The organism is Streptomyces mobaraensis NBRC 13819 = DSM 40847, assembly GCF_017916255.1.
Lineage (GTDB): Bacteria > Actinomycetota > Actinomycetes > Streptomycetales > Streptomycetaceae > Streptomyces > Streptomyces mobaraensis.
The window spans coordinates 2,378,220-2,391,916 of record NZ_CP072827.1; the positions used below are offsets into that span (position 1 = coordinate 2,378,220).

Consider the following 13,697-nt stretch of genomic DNA (forward strand, 5'->3'; position numbering starts at 1 on the left):
GTAAACATGTTCGCCCGTCACTCGGTGCTGTCGCGGTGGGCGCGCAGCCCGACGTCGAGGACGCCCTCCCAGTCGGTCAGCTCCTCGACGAGCGGGTGCGCGGGCTTCCGTCCCTCCAGCCCCAGCACCACCTCCGCCTCCCGGCCCTTCCCCTTGCCCTTGCCGCTCTCGCCCTCCCGGGCCTCGGAGTGGATGTGCACGTCCGTGACCCGGAACCCCTGGCTGGTGCACAGCTCCAGGACCCGGCCCAGCACCCCGCGGCGGGTCCGGTAGGAGAGCAGCAGCTCGAACCGCTCGACCGTGGGGACGGCCGTCAGCCGGCGGGTGAGCAGCGGGAAGCCGCGGACGACCAGGAAGTGCACCACCGCCGCCGCGGCGGCCAGCAGCGGCAGGCCGCCGCCGCAGGCCATGCCGACGGCGCAGGTCAGCCAGATGGTCGCGGCGGTGGTCAGGCCGCGGACCGCGTCCCGGCGGACGAAGATCAGGCCGCCGCCGATGAAACCGATGCCGGAGACGATCTGCGCGGCGACCCGCGAGCCGTCGAATCCCGTGCCGGCCAGCCCGTTCGCCGGGCCGAATCCGTGCAGGGAGACCTCCACGAAGAGGGCGCTGCCCACCCCGACGAGGGTGTGGGTGCGCAACCCCGCGCTCTTCTGCTGGAGTTCGCGTTCCAGACCGATGAGGGAGGAGAGGAGCAGGGCGAGGCCCAGCTCGGTGAACTGCCGGGCGCCCTGGCCGCCTCCGATGCCGAACAGCGCGCCGGCCCGGGGGAGACCGAGGGATATGAGGGGGTGTACTCCGATGAACTCGGCTGTGTTCATGCGTCATTGTGGCGTGAAAGCAGTGCTTCAGGGGCCGGAATCCATCGGTGGAACACATGATATGACCGCCCCTTCCGCGATGTGGACAACGCTGATTTCATACGACCCCATGAGACCCACCACGCTCGCATCGCGTCTCCCGGGCGCCGTCCTCGTCGCCTCCGCGCTGGTCCTCGCGCCCCTCGCCGGCCTCGCCGTCCCGGCCGCCGCCGCCCCCGCGTCCGTACCACCGGCCCAGACCCAGGAGGAGGGCCGGCTGGACGGCCGGGCGCCCCAGGAGATCCTGCGGCGCTCCGGCTTCGACGGGGCCGCCGGCGCGTTCGCCGGGGCGCTGGCGCGCGCCCGGACGCCCGGGCAGGCCGAGCGGGCCGCGGCCGACGCCGGGCACCGGCTGTGGCGGAAGGCCGTGGCCCGGGCCCAGGGCCGCGGCCCCGCGACCGGCGACCTGGCGCGCGACGACGACCGGCCGCTGTACTGGGCCCGGCTGAGCCTGATCCGTGAACTCCGGCGCTGGAAGCCCGCGTTCGCGCTGTCCGACACCCGGCGGGCGGCCCTGCTGGACACGCTGGAACGCGGCTCGCGCGGCCAGGACTCGCTCGACTTCCCGGCCGGCCCCCGGGTCAAGCGGGTGCTGGTCACCGGGTTCGACCCGTTCCAGCTCGACGGCGACATCCGGCGCTCCAACCCGTCGGGCGCGGCGGCGCTCGCCCTGGACGGCACGGTGATCGACACCCCGTCCGGCCCGGCCCGGGTGGAGGCGGCCGTCTTCCCGGTGCGCTGGGAGGACTTCGCGCGGGGCACGGTGGAGCGGACGCTGCTCCCCCACTTCCGGCCGGGGCCGCGCCGGGTGGACCTGTTCACCACCATCAGCCAGGGGCGCCCGGGCCGCTTCGACGTCGAGCGGACCAACGGCGCCTGGCGCGGCGGCAGCACGGACAACGAACGGCTCCAGGGCGGCCCGGGGATGGTGCCGATACCGGCCGGGATCCCCACCGTCCGCCCGCAGCCGCAGTGGACGCGGACCTCGCTGCCGTACGCCGCGCTGACCGCGGCGGCCACCGGCCCGTTCCCGGTGCACGACAACACCGAGATCACCGAGGTCCCGGCGGGCTCGGACACGCCCGTCGTCCGCCCGGACGGGCCGACGCCCGGCTCGGCGGCCCGCGCGGGCGGCGGGGGCGACTACCTGTCCAACGAGATCGCCTACCGGGCGACGCTGCTGCGCGACGCGACGCGGCTGACGGTGCCGGGCGGCCATCTGCACACGCCGGTGCTGCGGTTCGGCGCGGACAACGGCTCGCCGGACGGCCGCGTCACGGACCCGGAGTTCGAGCGCGCCAGGCAGCAGATCACCGCGCAGGTCAGGGCGCTGCTCGGGGTGGCCGCGGGGACCCTGCGGCGGTGATGATGGGCGCATGATCATCGCTAGTGCGCAGTTCACCGCCCGGCCGTGCGACGTCGGGGCCAATGTGGCCACCATGGCCGGGCTGGTCCGCGAGGCGGCCGGGAAGGGCGCCGCCCTGGTCGCCTTCCCGGAGCTGGCCGTCACGGGTTACGAGTTGGCCGCGATCGCCGCCGACCCCGGCCGGCTCGCCCTGGAGCCGGACGACGCCCGGCTCGGCCCGCTCCGCGAGGCGTGCCGGGAGACCGGCACCGCGGCCGTCGTCAACTGCCCCGGAACGCCCCGGGAGGCCGGGTCCGGGCCGACGATCAGCGCGTTCGGGTACGGGCCCGACGGCGCGCCGCTCGTCCGCTACGACAAGCGGCACGTGACGGAGAAGGAGGCCGCCGCCGGTTTCGCGGCCGGCACCGAGGACGGCGGCCGGTTCGTCCTGGACGGCGTCCGGATCGGCCTCGCGATCTGCTACGACGTCGACTTCCCCGACATCGCCGCCCGCGCGGCGGCGGACGGCTGCGCGCTGTTGGTGGCCACGTCGCTGTACGGCAGCGACGGCGGCCGGGAGGAGCGGGACCGGCTGTTCCCGGCGCTGGCCCGGGACCACGGGCTGTATGTGCTGCTCGCCAACCACGTGGGTCCGGCGGGCGGTTACGTCGGCTGCGGCGGCAGCGGGGTGTGGGGGCCGGACGGCGTCCTCCTCGCCGGGGCGCCGGAGGCGGCGCCGGGCGTGGTGACGGCGGACGTGCCGCTCTGACGGCGTCCGGCCTCCCGCGCGGGCGTCAGCGGACGGAGAGGGTGACCTCGATGTTGCCGCGGGTGGCGTTGGAGTACGGGCAGACCTGGTGCGCCTTCTCGACCAGGGCGAGGGCGGTGGCCTCGTCCACGTTCGGGATGTGCGCGGACAGGGCCACCTTGAGGCCGAAGCCGCCCTCCGGGGTCTTGCCGATGCCGACCTCGGCGGTGACGGTCGAGCCGGAGATGTCGGCCTTCTCCTGGCGGGCGACGACGCCCAGCGCGCCCTGGAAGCAGGCGCTGAAGCCGGCGGCGAAGAGCTGCTCGGGGTTGGTGCCGGCGCCGCTGCCGCCCAGCTCCCTGGGCGGGTTGACGACGACGTCGAGCTTGCCGTCGTCGCTGGCGACGCGGCCGTCCCGGCCGTTCTCTGCGGTGGCGACGGCGGTGTAGGCGACGTCGACGGGCTGGATGCTCATGGGGTGCTCCTGAAGGGGGAAGAGGGGGTTCAGTCCGTGAGGGAAACGATCATCTTGCCGGTGTTCTCGCCGCGCAGCATGCCGAGGAAGGCGTCGGCGGTGTTCTCGATGCCGTGCACCACGGTCTCGTCCCGCTTGAGGGCGCCGGACCGGATCCAGCCGCCGACCTCCTCGAAGAACTGCGGCCGCAGGTGGGCGTGGTCCATGACGATCATGCCCTGGAGCCGCAGCCGGTTCTGGATCATCAGGCCGAGGTTGCGCGGGCCGGGGGCCGGCTCGGTGGCGTTGTACTGGGAGATCGCGCCGCAGATGGTGACGCGGCCGTGCAGCCTGAGGGCGCCGATGGCCGCCTCCAGGTGCTCGCCGCCGACGTTGTCGAAGTAGACGTCGATGCCGTCGGGCGCGGCCTTGGCGAGCTGCTCGGCAACCGGTCCGTTCTTGTAGTTGAAGGCGGCGTCGAAGCCGTACTCCTCGACGAGGCGGCGGACCTTCTCGTCCGAGCCGGCGCTGCCGATGACCCGGGAGGCGCCCTTCAGCCTGGCGATCTGCCCGACCTGGCTGCCGACGGCGCCGGCCGCGCCGGAGACGAAGACGGCGTCGCCCTCCTTGAAGGAGGCGACCTCCAGCAGACCGGCGTAGGCGGTCAGGCCCGGCATGCCGAGCGCGCCGAGGTAGGCGGAGAGCGGTACGTCACCGGCGTCGGCCTTGACGGCGTACTTGGCGTCGAGGACGGCGTGCTCGCGCCAGCCGAGGTCGTGCAGGACGAGGTCGCCGGCGGCGAAGCCCTCGGCCCGGGAGGCGACGACCTCGCCGACCGCGCCGCCGGTCATCGGCTTGTCCAGCGCGAAGGGCTCGACGTAGGTCTTCCTGCCGGTCATCCGGCCGCGCATGTACGGGTCCACCGACAGGTGCAGGTTGCGGACCGCGATCTGGCCCTCGGCGGGCTCGGCGAGCGGGATCTCGCGGAGGTCGAAGTCTGCGGGGGTGGGGGTGCCCTTGGGGTGGGTGACCAGGTGCCAGGCGCGGGTGGTGCCGGGGAGGGGTGCGGACATCGGGAGGACCTCCTGGTTGTTTCAGTTGCTGAAACAATAGTTGACCTAGATATTTTAGGTTGTCAAGCAAATGGGTACTCTTCTTCCATGGCCCCGCCGACACCCCGCCCCGACCCCGTGACGATCGAGGTCGTCGAGCTCATCGCGACCGTCGTCGCGCGCTACCACGAGGAGTACGACGAGGCCGCCGGCCGGCACGCCCTCACCGGCGCCCAGGCCCGGCTCCTCGCCCTGCTGTCCCGGGAACCGCTGCCCATGCGCCGGATCGCCCGCAAGCTCAAGTGCGAGCCGTCCAACGTCACCGGCATCGTCGACCGTCTCGCCGCCCGCGGCCTGGTCGAGCGCCGCCCCGACCCGGCCGACCGCCGCGTCAAGCTGGCCGCCGTCACCGAGGACGGCCGGGAGACCGCGCGGCGGCTGCGGGAGGAGCTGGGCTTCGCCCGGGAGCCGCTGGCCGGGCTCTCCGCGGACGAGCGGGGGCAGCTGCGCGACCTGCTGCGGCGGGTGGTGGGCGGGATCCCGGACGGGGAGGACGCGTCCGAACCCCACTGAGACGGGAACGCCCCCGCCGCTTCCGGCCCCACGGCACGATGGACCCCATGGACCCCACGGACACCGCGCCCTTCACCCCGCTGGACTTCCAGCTCGTCCTCCTGCGCCGGATGGCCGACCACCAGCCCGGCCTGGTCGAGGACGCCCTGCGGCGGCTGGACACCGGCCGCGCCGCCATGCGGGAGGCCAACCGGCGCTGGCAGGCCATGCTGCGCTCGCCACGGCGGCGCGGCGCCGGGGCCCGCTACCGGTCCGTCCTCGGCCCGCCCGAGAGCGTCACCGAGCGCCGGATCGGCGACCTCACCATGGAGGCCGCGGCGTGGCCACTGCCGCTCTGGCCCGACCTGCGGTTCGAGGTGCTCACCGCGCCCGGCGGCGCGGTCTGGAACGAGTGGCTGGTCCGGGCGCCCGGCGCCGCCTCCCCCGAACCGCGCACCGTCGAGGAGCTGCGGCCCTGGTCGTGCACGGTGGACGAGGTGGCCCGCGCGTTCGCCCCGGCCCGTCCGATGGAGGGCACCGCGCCGACCCGCTGGCAGCTCGCCTTCACCGCCCCCGACGCCACCGGCGAGCGGCGGGAGCACGTGGCGGAGTTCACCTGGGGACTCCTCCAGCGGCTGGTGCGCTGACACCGCCGCCTCCTCCTTTCGGACGAGGCGGGCGCGGCCGGACCGGCCGTTTACCCGAAGCGGTCCCCCGCCCGGCCTCCGTAGCGTGGGCGTGTCCCCTGCCCCCGTCCCCAACGGAACCCCCATGGCTCCCTCCCACCGCTCCGCCCTGGCCCGGACCGCGCTGGTCCTGGCCGCCCTGGTGCTGCCGGTGGCCCTGCTGACCGGGCTGACCGGCTGCTCCTGGGGCGGGATCGACAACTCCAAGGCCATCGGCACCCCCGCCTCCCCCGACGAGCCGCAGCGGGTGCGGATCCCCTCCCTCGGCGTGGACAGCCCGCTGATCCGCCTCGGCACCGACCACGACACCGGCCGCCCGGTGCGGCAGCCGCCGAAGGACCACAGCGACACCGCGGGCTGGTGCACCGGCAGCGCCCTGCCCGGCCGCCCCGGCACCGCCGTCCTCGTCGGACACCGGGACGGCGGCGAAGCAAACGGCGTCTTCCGCGAGCTCGGCACCCTGCGCGAGGGCGCGGCGGTGGAGGTCGAGCGCGGCGACGGAAAGGTGCTGCGCTTCACGGTGACGGCCGTCCGCACCCTCGACGGCGACGCGGCGTTCGCCACCCGGAAGGAGCACCCCACCGCCCCCGCGGAGCGCGCCCTGCGGCTCATCGCCTGCGCGGGCGACGACCCGGGCGAGGGGTCCGGACACCGCTTCCTCGTCGTCGACACACTCCTGCGATCATGACGGCCCGGCGCCGACCATGAGGGCGTGACGCCCCGGCCCCTGCTCGCCGCGCTGCTCGCGCTCACCGTGGTGGGCGGGGCGCTCGACGCCGTCAGCTATCTGGGCCTGGGCCACGTCTTCACGGCCAACATGACCGGCAACGTCGTCATCCTCGGCTTCTCCGCCGCCGGGGCGGCCGGATTCTCGGCCCCCGCGTCGTCGCTGGCCCTGGGCGGCTTCCTGTTCGGGGCGCTGCTCGGCGGCCGGTTCGGGACGGCGATGGCGGGCCGCTCCCGGCGGCTGTGGCTGAGCGGAGCGCTGACGGCGGAGGCGCTCCTCACCGGCGGCGCGGCGGCCCTGGCGGCCGGCGTCCCGGGAGGTCTCCCCGGCGGTCTCCCCCAGGACGAGGCCCGCCGCTTCGCCATGATCACCGTGCTCGCCGTGGCGATGGGGGTGCGGGTCGCGACCGTCCGCGCGCTGGCCGTGCCGGACATGATGACGACGATCCTCACCCGCGTCCTCACCGGCATCGCCGCCGACTCCCGGCTCGCCGGCGGCTCCGACACCCGGCTCGGCCGACGGCTGGGCTCGGTGCTGGCCATGGCCCTCGGGGCGCTGGCCGGCGGCTGGCTGCTGATCCACCACGGCCCGGTGTGGCCGCTGGCCCTGGCGGCCGGCGCGGTGGCGCTGCTCGCCGCCGGCTGCCTGGCGGCCGGCGCCGGACGCGGGCCCGGCGCCGGCCCGGACGTCAGGCGAGCTCGGCGGAGAGGGTGATCGTCGTCCCGGCGAGCGCCTGGCTGACCGGGCAGTTCTTCTTGGCGTCCTCGGCCGCCGCGGTGAAGCCCTCCTCGTCCAGGCCGGGCACCTCGCCGCGGACCCAGAGGTGGATGCCGGTGATGCCCTCACCCGGCTGGAAGGTGACGTCGGCCTTGGTCTCCAGGCGGGTGGGCGGGGTGCCCGCGCCGGTCAGGCCGTGCGAGAGGGCCATGCTGAAGCAGCTGGAGTGGGCGGCGGCGATCAGCTCCTCGGGGCTGGTCTTGCCGTTGGCCTGCTCGGCGCGGGACGGCCAGGAGACCGGCTGCGAGCCGATGCCGGACGAGTCGAAGGTGACGGTGCCGCTGCCGGTGAGCAGCTCGCCCTCCCAGACGGTGTGCGCGGTGCGGGTGGTGGCCATGGCGGTCCTCCAGGGATTCCAGGGATGTGACGGGTGCCGGGGCGCCGGGGCCCCGGCCGGGCGATCGGACGGTACGGCCGTACGGCCATCGGGGCGACACCCCGTCCGATCATCCGGTTCCGTTCCCCGGCCGACCGGCTCCGACACGCCCGTCCGGGGCCGGTGTGTTCCAGGCCACCAGGGCCGGCCGGCCGTGCTCGGTGCCGATCCGGCTGACGGTCGCGGTGTCCAGCCGGAACAGCGCGCCCGCCGCGGGCGGCAGGCCGAGCCGACGGGCCGTCAGCACCCGCAGGAAGTGCGCGTGGGCGACGAGGACCACGTCCCCGTCGTCCCCCTCCAGCCACGGCGCGATCCGCGCCAGCACCCGGTCCGCACGGGCGCCCACCTCGGCGGGCGACTCCCCCGGGTGCCCGTCCGGGCCGGGGACCACGCCGTCGGCGAAGAGGAACCAGTCCGGCCGCTCCTTCTGGATCTCGGCGGTGGTGATCCCCTCGTAACCGCCGTAGTCCCACTCCCGCAGGTCGGGTTCGACCCGTATGTCCCGCAGTCCGGCCAGTTCCGCGGTGCGCAGAGCGCGGGCGCGCGGGCTGGCCAGGACGTGTGCCACCGGGCGCTCGGCGAGCAGCGGGCGGAGCGCCGCCGCCTGCCGTTCGCCGCGGGCGGTCAGGGGCAGGTCGGTCCAGCTGGTGTGGCGGCCGTCGCGGCTCCACTCGGTCTCGCCGTGCCGGACGAGGAGGAGCTCACTCACCGTCCCGCCCGCTCTCCTTCTGCTCGCGTGCCACCGCGGCGCGCACCTCGTCCATGTCGAGGGCGCGGGCCTGCCGGATGACGTCCTCCAGCGCGGCCTCGGGGAGCGCCCCGGGCTGGGCGTAGACGGCGATGTTGTCGCGGACGACCATCAGGGTGGGGATCGACGTGATCTGGAAGGCGGCGGCCAGCTCCGGCTGCGCCTCGGTGTCGATCTTGCCGAACAGCAGGTCCTCGTGGCGCCCGGCCGCCCGCTCGAAGACGGGGGCGAACTGCCGGCAGGGGCCGCACCAGGCGGCCCAGAAGTCGATCAGGACGAAGCCGTGCTCCGAGACCGTCCCGTCGAAGTTCTCCTTGGTGAGCTCCACGGTGCTGCCCATATGCCTTCTCCCGCTTCCGTCGGCCGGCCCGGTTCCGGACCCGGCAGCCCCAACCCCGTACCGGCGCGCGCTATTCCGCGGTGCGCGCCACCCCCCGCCGCAGCCACCGGATGGCCTACAGCCGCCTCCGCGGTGAACCGGTGTGACCGTGGTTACATCATCGCCGGAGGTGCTTTTGTATGACCGGCGACAGACCGCAGAGCGGTGGCAGAACCGACGACGAGCAGGTCCGTACACCGACGCCCCAGGCGTCACGGCGCCTGGTGCTGGCGGCCGGCGCCGCCCTGGCGCCGATACTGGCCGGCGCCGGCCCGGCCAGGGCCGCGACCACCGCGCCGGAGCGGACGACCCCCGATCCGTGCGGCGGGCGCCACGCGCTGGTGCACCCGGCGACCACCAGCGAGGCCGACTGGGAGGACGTCGTCGACGTCCTCCAGCACCGGGGCCGGCTGGCCGGGAACCAGGTCTACCGCATGGGCTTCCTCCGCCAGGACCTGAAGGTCACCTCGTACGGCTACTCCATCACCCCGGCCCTGGGCGTCGGGTCGTTCGTCTCCTTCCTCCGCTACGAGGACGGCAAGACGATGCTGATGGGCGACATGGCGGTCACCGAGCGGGAGATGCAGCGCGTCATCGACATCCTCGACGCGCACGGCATCGCCCAGACCGCCATCCACAAGCACCTTCTGACGCACGATCCGGCGGTCTGGTGGATGCACATCCACGGGATGCACGACGACGCCACCTATCTGGCCGGGGCGCTCCGCTCGGCCCTGGGCGCCACCGGCACCCCGCCCGGCAACGGAGTGCCCGAGAAGAAGCGGCTCGACCTGGACACCGCGGGCATCGACCGGGCGCTCGGCGCGCAGGGCGACACCGAGGGCGACATCTACAAGGTCGTCTTCGCCCGCAACGAGACCGTCGTCGACCACGACCGGGTGCTGCCCCGGATGACCGGCTCGACCACCGCGATCTCCTTCCAGCCGGTCGGGAAGCGCAAGGCGATCGTCAACGGCGACTTCGTGATCCTCGCCCACGAGGTGCAGCACGTGATCAGGGCGCTGCGGCGCGGCGGGATCGACGTCGTCTCGATCCACAGCCACATGCTGACGGACGACCCGCGCCTGTTCTTCCTGCACTTCTGGGGCGTCGGCGACGGCGTCCGGCTGGCCCGCGCGCTGCGTGCCGCGGTGGAGCGGACGAACGTGTCGGCGGCGGTGGCCCTCGGCTGAGGACGGCGCGGGGAACGAAACGGGGCCGCCTCGCGAGCGTGGCGGCCCTGGGGCCTGCGGGACGGCGGGCTGGATCGTTTATTCGAACGGATCGCTCGTGTGGGGCGGGTGGGACTCGAACCCACGACCGACGGATTATGAGTCCGCTGCTCTAACCGGCTGAGCTACCGCCCCGTTCACGGCGCGTCGCGCACATCTGTGCGCGCCGTCTGCCGCAGCATAGCCGCTCATACGATCTGTTGCCCCGGTGGGGGCACATCGTGTGACCAGCCTGACCTTGAGGACTGCGGGCGGGGCGGGATGGTTCCCGGCCGGGGGGAAATCCCGGCATGAAAAAAGGACCCCACGGGGGGGGTCCTCTTCCGGGTGGCTCCTCCGACTGGACTCGAACCAGTAACCTGCCGGTTAACAGCCGGCTGCTCTGCCAATTGAGCTACAGAGGATCGCGCTCCCCCGACTGGACTCGAACCAGTAACCTGCCGGTTAACAGCCGGCTGCTCTGCCAATTGAGCTACAGGGGATCATCGCGTGCCTCGAATGCATCTTCGTCCGGTCTCCCGGGCGGCGTGCGCTCGCTGCGAGACATACATTAGCGCAAGCAGGGGGGTGCTCCGCCAATCGGTATCCCCGGAGTGACCTCCGGGCACGCAGGGTAGGCGGCGGGCACAGCCCGGCAGGGGCCCGCGAGGCCGCGGGTTCCACGGGATCCGAGGGAAGGATGGGGTGTGATGCGCTACCGGCTGACGTTCATCGCCGGCGCCGCCGTCGGCTATGTGCTCGGCGCGCGGGCGGGCCGCGAGCGGTACGAGGAGCTGCGCAAGGGGGCACGGCGGATCGCGCAGAACCCGGCCGTGCGGAACACCGCGGAGACGGCCGCGGTGAACGGCAGGGCCCTGGCCGGCCGCGCCCTCGACAAGATGGGCGACCGGGTCCCCGGCCCGGTGAAGGACCGGGTCCGCTCACTGCGCGAACAGCGGAGCCCCGACGAGGACGAGTGGGGCACCAGCAACACCTGACCGGATGCGGGCGGGCGGTGGCGGTTTGGCATCATCCTCCGCATGGGCATAGTCGCGGGGCTGGACAGTTCGACCGAGAGCACACGGATCGTCGTCTGCGACGCGGACACGGGCGCCGTGCTCCGGCAGGGGTACGCGCCACACCCCCCGTCCGCCGCCGAGGGTGATCCCCAGGCGTGGCTGATCTCCCTCGGCGAGGCCGCCGCCGGCGGGCTGCTGGAGGGCGTCCAGGCCATCGGCGTCTCGGCGCAGCAGCACGGGCTGCTCACCCTGGACGCCGGCGGGGTGCTCGTCCGCCCCGCGCTGCTGGGCAACGACAAGCGGGCGCAGCCGGCCGCCGCCGACCTCACCGACGCGCTGGGCGGCCGGGCCGCCTGGGCGGAGGCCGTCGGCACCGTCCCGCAGTCCGCCATGGCGATCGCCAAGCTCCGCTGGCTGGCCCGGAACGAGCCCGAGTCGGCCACCCGCACCGCCATGCTGCTCCAGCCGCACGAGTGGCTGGTGTGGCAGCTGCTGGGCCGTCCGGCGCGCCGGACCACCGACCGCGGAGCCGCGTCGGCCACCGGCTACTGGTCGGCCGCCACCGGTCAGTGGCGCCCCGACCTGGTCGAACTCGCGCTGGGCCACCCCGCGGCGCTCCCCGACGTCCTCGCGCCCGCCGAACCCGCCGGGCACACCCCCGAGGGCCTGCTGATCTCCGCGGGCACCGGCGAGACCATGGCCGCCGCCTTCGGCCTCGGCGTGGGCCCCGGCGACGCGGTGATCTCGCTGGGCGCCTCCGGCTCCGTCTTCGCCGTCCACCACCAGGCGCTGACCGACCCGTCCGGCACCATCACGTCGTTCGCCGACGCCACCGGCATGCAGCTGCCCGTCGTCCACACCCTCAACGCCGTCCGGGTGCTGCGCGGCACGGCCGAGCTGCTGGGCCTGGACCTGGCCGGGCTGTCGGAGCGGGCGCTGCTCTCGTCCTGGGGCTCGTACGGGCTGGTGATGCTGCCGTACCTGGAGGGCGAGCGCACCCCGCACCTGCCGCACACCGCCGGGACGCTGGCCGGGCTGCGGCGGGAGAGCATGAAGCCCGAACACCTGGCGCGGGCCGCCTTCGAGGGGATGCTGTGCGGACTCGCGGACGCGCTGGACGTACTGCGCGGGCGCGGCGTCGTGGTGCGCCGGGTCTTCCTGCTGGGCGCGGCGGCGGAGCTGCCGGCCGTGCAGGCGCTGGCCCCCGCGCTGTTCGGGGCGCAGGTCGTCGTCCCCCAGCCCGCCGACTACGCGGCCCTGGGCGCGGCCCGGCAGGCCGCCTGGGCGCTGGGGGTGCAGCACGGGATGCTGTCCCCGCAGGAGCCGCCGCGCTGGCCGCAGGGCGCCGGGCAGGTGTTCGAGCCGGGCGAGGAGCTGCCCTCGGGGCAGGCGGTGCGGCAGCAGTACGCGACCGTGCGCGAGCAGACGCATCCGGGGGCGTTCACGCAGTAGCGTCAGTCGAGGTAGCCGCGGAGCTGGTCGGCGAAGGCGTGGTCCCGGAGCTTGTTGAGGGTCTTGGACTCGATCTGCCGGATCCGCTCCCGGGTGACGCCGAATATCCGGCCGATCTCCTCCAGCGTCCGCGGCCTGCCGTCCACCAGCCCGTAGCGCAGCTGCACGACCTTGCGCTCGCGCTCGCCCAGCGTGGACAGCACGGCCTCCAGGTGCTCGCGCAGCAGCAGGAAGGCGGCGGACTCGACGGGTGACGCGGCGTCCCCGTCCTCGATGAGGTCGCCGAGCGCGACGTCGTCCTCCTCGCCCACCGGCGCGTGCAGCGAGACCGGCTCCTGGGCCAGCCGCAGCACCTCGCTGACCCGCTCCTCGGAGAGGTCGAGGTACGCGGCGACCTCCTCCGCCGTCGGCTCGCTGCCGCGCTCCTGGAGCATGCGGCGCTGCACCCGGACGACGCGGTTGATCAGCTCGACGACGTGCACCGGGACGCGGATCGTCCGCGCCTGGTCGGCCAGGGCCCGGGACATGGCCTGACGGATCCACCACGTCGCGTACGTCGAGAACTTGTAGCCCCGCGCGTAGTCGAACTTCTCGACCGCCCTGATGAGACCGAGGTTGCCCTCCTGGACGAGGTCGAGCATGGTCAGGCCGCGGCCGATGTAGCGCTTGGCGACGGAGACGACCAGGCGCAGGTTGGCCTCGATCAGACGGCGCTTGGCCATCCGGCCCAGGACGACGAGGCGGTCGAGGTCGAGCGCCAGACAGGTGTCGAGGTCGGGGTCGTTCGACAGCTTCTCCTCGGCGAACAGCCCGGCCTCGACCCGGCGGGCCAGCTCCACCTCCTCGGCCGCGGTGAGCAGCGGGATCCGGCCGATCTCGCGGAGGTACTGGCGGAAGAGGTCGGAGGAGGGGCCGTTGGTGTCGGCGGCGCGGCGGTCGCGTTCCCGCTCCCGCAGCGGCTCCGGCTGCTCCGGCTCGTCGGCCAGGGTCTCGGGCGGTGGCGGTCCGGGCTGCCGCGGAACGGCCCCTACGGGGTCGGCCAGGGCCTCGGGGAGGGTAGGGGTCCGGGTCTGCACGGGGGCGACCTCCAGGGTGATCGCTGCGTTTGGCAGAGTCTCGGCCGCGGCGGCGGCGCCGCCCACCAGTGTGGGGCACGACGTGGCTCCGCCACGAGGGTCGTGCGGCCACTTTCTGTGGTCGGAGGGTGACCCTGCGGGGGCTGTGCCCCGGTCCCGCCCTTCCACCGTTCCCTGGGGCTGCGCCCCAGACCCCCTTGTCGCGGCTTCGCCGCTCGTCCTCAAACGCCGGACG

16 protein-coding genes and 3 tRNA genes are annotated in these 13,697 nt (G+C 74.3%); 9 read left to right on the forward strand and 10 right to left on the reverse strand.

Going from position 1 to position 13,697, the window contains the following annotated elements; translation table 11 throughout:
* Positions 1–17: 17 nt before the first annotated feature.
* On the reverse strand, positions 18–821 hold the full coding sequence (locus tag J7W19_RS09885) for an MgtC/SapB family protein (RefSeq protein ID WP_004946788.1): 804 nt from the start codon (positions 819–821) through the stop codon (positions 18–20).
* Between the two features lie 109 nt (positions 822–930).
* On the opposite strand from J7W19_RS09885, the gene J7W19_RS09890 reads away from it, so the two are divergent.
* Together J7W19_RS09890 and J7W19_RS09895 are read left to right on the forward strand one after the other, a co-directional pair.
* Positions 931–2,226 carry a pyroglutamyl-peptidase I gene (locus tag J7W19_RS09890; RefSeq protein WP_004946792.1) on the forward strand — a complete coding sequence of 432 codons (1,296 nt, stop codon included), beginning with the start codon at positions 931–933 and terminating at the stop codon, positions 2,224–2,226.
* Positions 2,227–2,236: 10 nt separating this feature from the next.
* Positions 2,237–2,974: a carbon-nitrogen hydrolase family protein gene (locus J7W19_RS09895; RefSeq protein WP_004946796.1), complete on the forward strand. Its 738-nt coding sequence runs from the start codon at positions 2,237–2,239 to the stop codon at positions 2,972–2,974.
* A gap of 25 nt (positions 2,975–2,999) precedes the next feature.
* On the opposite strand, the gene J7W19_RS09900 is transcribed toward J7W19_RS09895, so the two are convergent.
* Positions 3,000–3,428 (reverse strand): organic hydroperoxide resistance protein, encoded by a 429-nt coding sequence (locus tag J7W19_RS09900; RefSeq protein ID WP_004946798.1) that lies wholly within the window; start codon positions 3,426–3,428, stop codon positions 3,000–3,002.
* Between the two features lie 29 nt (positions 3,429–3,457).
* Positions 3,458–4,480, reverse strand: a complete 1,023-nt coding sequence (locus tag J7W19_RS09905; RefSeq protein ID WP_004946801.1) for an NADP-dependent oxidoreductase — start codon at positions 4,478–4,480, stop codon at positions 3,458–3,460.
* An 87-nt stretch (positions 4,481–4,567) separates the two neighbouring features.
* Between J7W19_RS09905 and J7W19_RS09910 the strand changes: the two genes are divergently transcribed.
* The 4 genes from J7W19_RS09910 (at position 4,568) to J7W19_RS09925 (ending at position 7,138) form a co-directional block, all read left to right on the forward strand.
* Positions 4,568–5,032: a MarR family winged helix-turn-helix transcriptional regulator gene (locus J7W19_RS09910; RefSeq protein ID WP_004946803.1), complete on the forward strand. Its 465-nt coding sequence runs from the start codon at positions 4,568–4,570 to the stop codon at positions 5,030–5,032.
* A gap of 47 nt (positions 5,033–5,079) precedes the next feature.
* Positions 5,080–5,658 (forward strand): hypothetical protein, encoded by a 579-nt coding sequence (locus J7W19_RS09915; RefSeq protein WP_004946806.1) that lies wholly within the window; start codon positions 5,080–5,082, stop codon positions 5,656–5,658.
* A gap of 124 nt (positions 5,659–5,782) precedes the next feature.
* Positions 5,783–6,385: a sortase domain-containing protein gene (locus J7W19_RS09920; RefSeq protein ID WP_004946811.1), complete on the forward strand. Its 603-nt coding sequence runs from the start codon at positions 5,783–5,785 to the stop codon at positions 6,383–6,385.
* Positions 6,386–6,409: 24 nt separating this feature from the next.
* The gene (locus J7W19_RS09925; RefSeq protein ID WP_004946812.1) at positions 6,410–7,138 is read left to right on the forward strand and encodes a YoaK family protein; all 729 of its coding nucleotides are present in this window, start codon (positions 6,410–6,412) and stop codon (positions 7,136–7,138) included.
* Here J7W19_RS09925 and J7W19_RS09930 read toward each other — a convergent pair.
* The 3 genes from J7W19_RS09930 to trxA all read right to left on the reverse strand — a co-directional run bounded on the left by J7W19_RS09930 (position 7,113) and on the right by trxA (position 8,665).
* The gene (locus J7W19_RS09930) at positions 7,113–7,538 is read right to left on the reverse strand and encodes an OsmC family protein (RefSeq protein ID WP_004946818.1); all 426 of its coding nucleotides are present in this window, start codon (positions 7,536–7,538) and stop codon (positions 7,113–7,115) included. The genes J7W19_RS09925 and J7W19_RS09930 overlap by 26 nt on opposite strands.
* Before the next feature lie 109 nt (positions 7,539–7,647).
* Complete coding sequence (locus J7W19_RS09935; protein ID WP_004946822.1) at positions 7,648–8,286, reverse strand: histidine phosphatase family protein; 639 nt, start codon at positions 8,284–8,286, stop codon at positions 7,648–7,650.
* Positions 8,279–8,665, reverse strand: a complete 387-nt coding sequence (trxA, locus tag J7W19_RS09940; protein WP_004946825.1) for a thioredoxin — start codon at positions 8,663–8,665, stop codon at positions 8,279–8,281. Before trxA ends, J7W19_RS09935 begins: the two co-directional genes overlap by 8 nt.
* A 179-nt stretch (positions 8,666–8,844) precedes the next feature.
* Here trxA and J7W19_RS09945 point away from each other — a divergent pair, with 179 nt between their 5' ends.
* Positions 8,845–9,897, forward strand: coding sequence for a DUF1259 domain-containing protein (locus J7W19_RS09945; protein ID WP_004946827.1), 1,053 nt, complete (start codon positions 8,845–8,847; stop codon positions 9,895–9,897).
* 100 nt (positions 9,898–9,997) lie between these two features.
* Here J7W19_RS09945 and J7W19_RS09950 read toward each other — a convergent pair.
* The 3 genes from J7W19_RS09950 to J7W19_RS09960 form a co-directional block, all read right to left on the reverse strand.
* A tRNA-Ile gene (locus J7W19_RS09950) sits at positions 9,998–10,071 on the reverse strand.
* 193 nt (positions 10,072–10,264) lie between these two features.
* Positions 10,265–10,340 (reverse strand) — tRNA-Asn (locus J7W19_RS09955).
* Between the two features lie 5 nt (positions 10,341–10,345).
* Positions 10,346–10,418: transfer RNA gene (locus J7W19_RS09960), tRNA-Asn, on the reverse strand.
* Between the two features lie 207 nt (positions 10,419–10,625).
* On the opposite strand from J7W19_RS09960, the gene J7W19_RS09965 reads away from it, so the two are divergent.
* Both J7W19_RS09965 and J7W19_RS09970 read left to right on the forward strand, forming a co-directional pair.
* Positions 10,626–10,913, forward strand: coding sequence for a hypothetical protein (locus tag J7W19_RS09965; RefSeq protein ID WP_004946830.1), 288 nt, complete (start codon positions 10,626–10,628; stop codon positions 10,911–10,913).
* Between the two features lie 42 nt (positions 10,914–10,955).
* The gene (locus J7W19_RS09970) at positions 10,956–12,386 is read left to right on the forward strand and encodes an FGGY family carbohydrate kinase (protein ID WP_004946834.1); all 1,431 of its coding nucleotides are present in this window, start codon (positions 10,956–10,958) and stop codon (positions 12,384–12,386) included.
* Between the two features lie 2 nt (positions 12,387–12,388).
* Here the strand turns inward: J7W19_RS09970 and J7W19_RS09975 are convergent, their stop codons facing one another.
* Positions 12,389–13,528, reverse strand: coding sequence for an RNA polymerase sigma factor (locus J7W19_RS09975; RefSeq protein WP_004946837.1), 1,140 nt, complete (start codon positions 13,526–13,528; stop codon positions 12,389–12,391).
* Positions 13,529–13,697 lie beyond the last annotated feature (169 nt).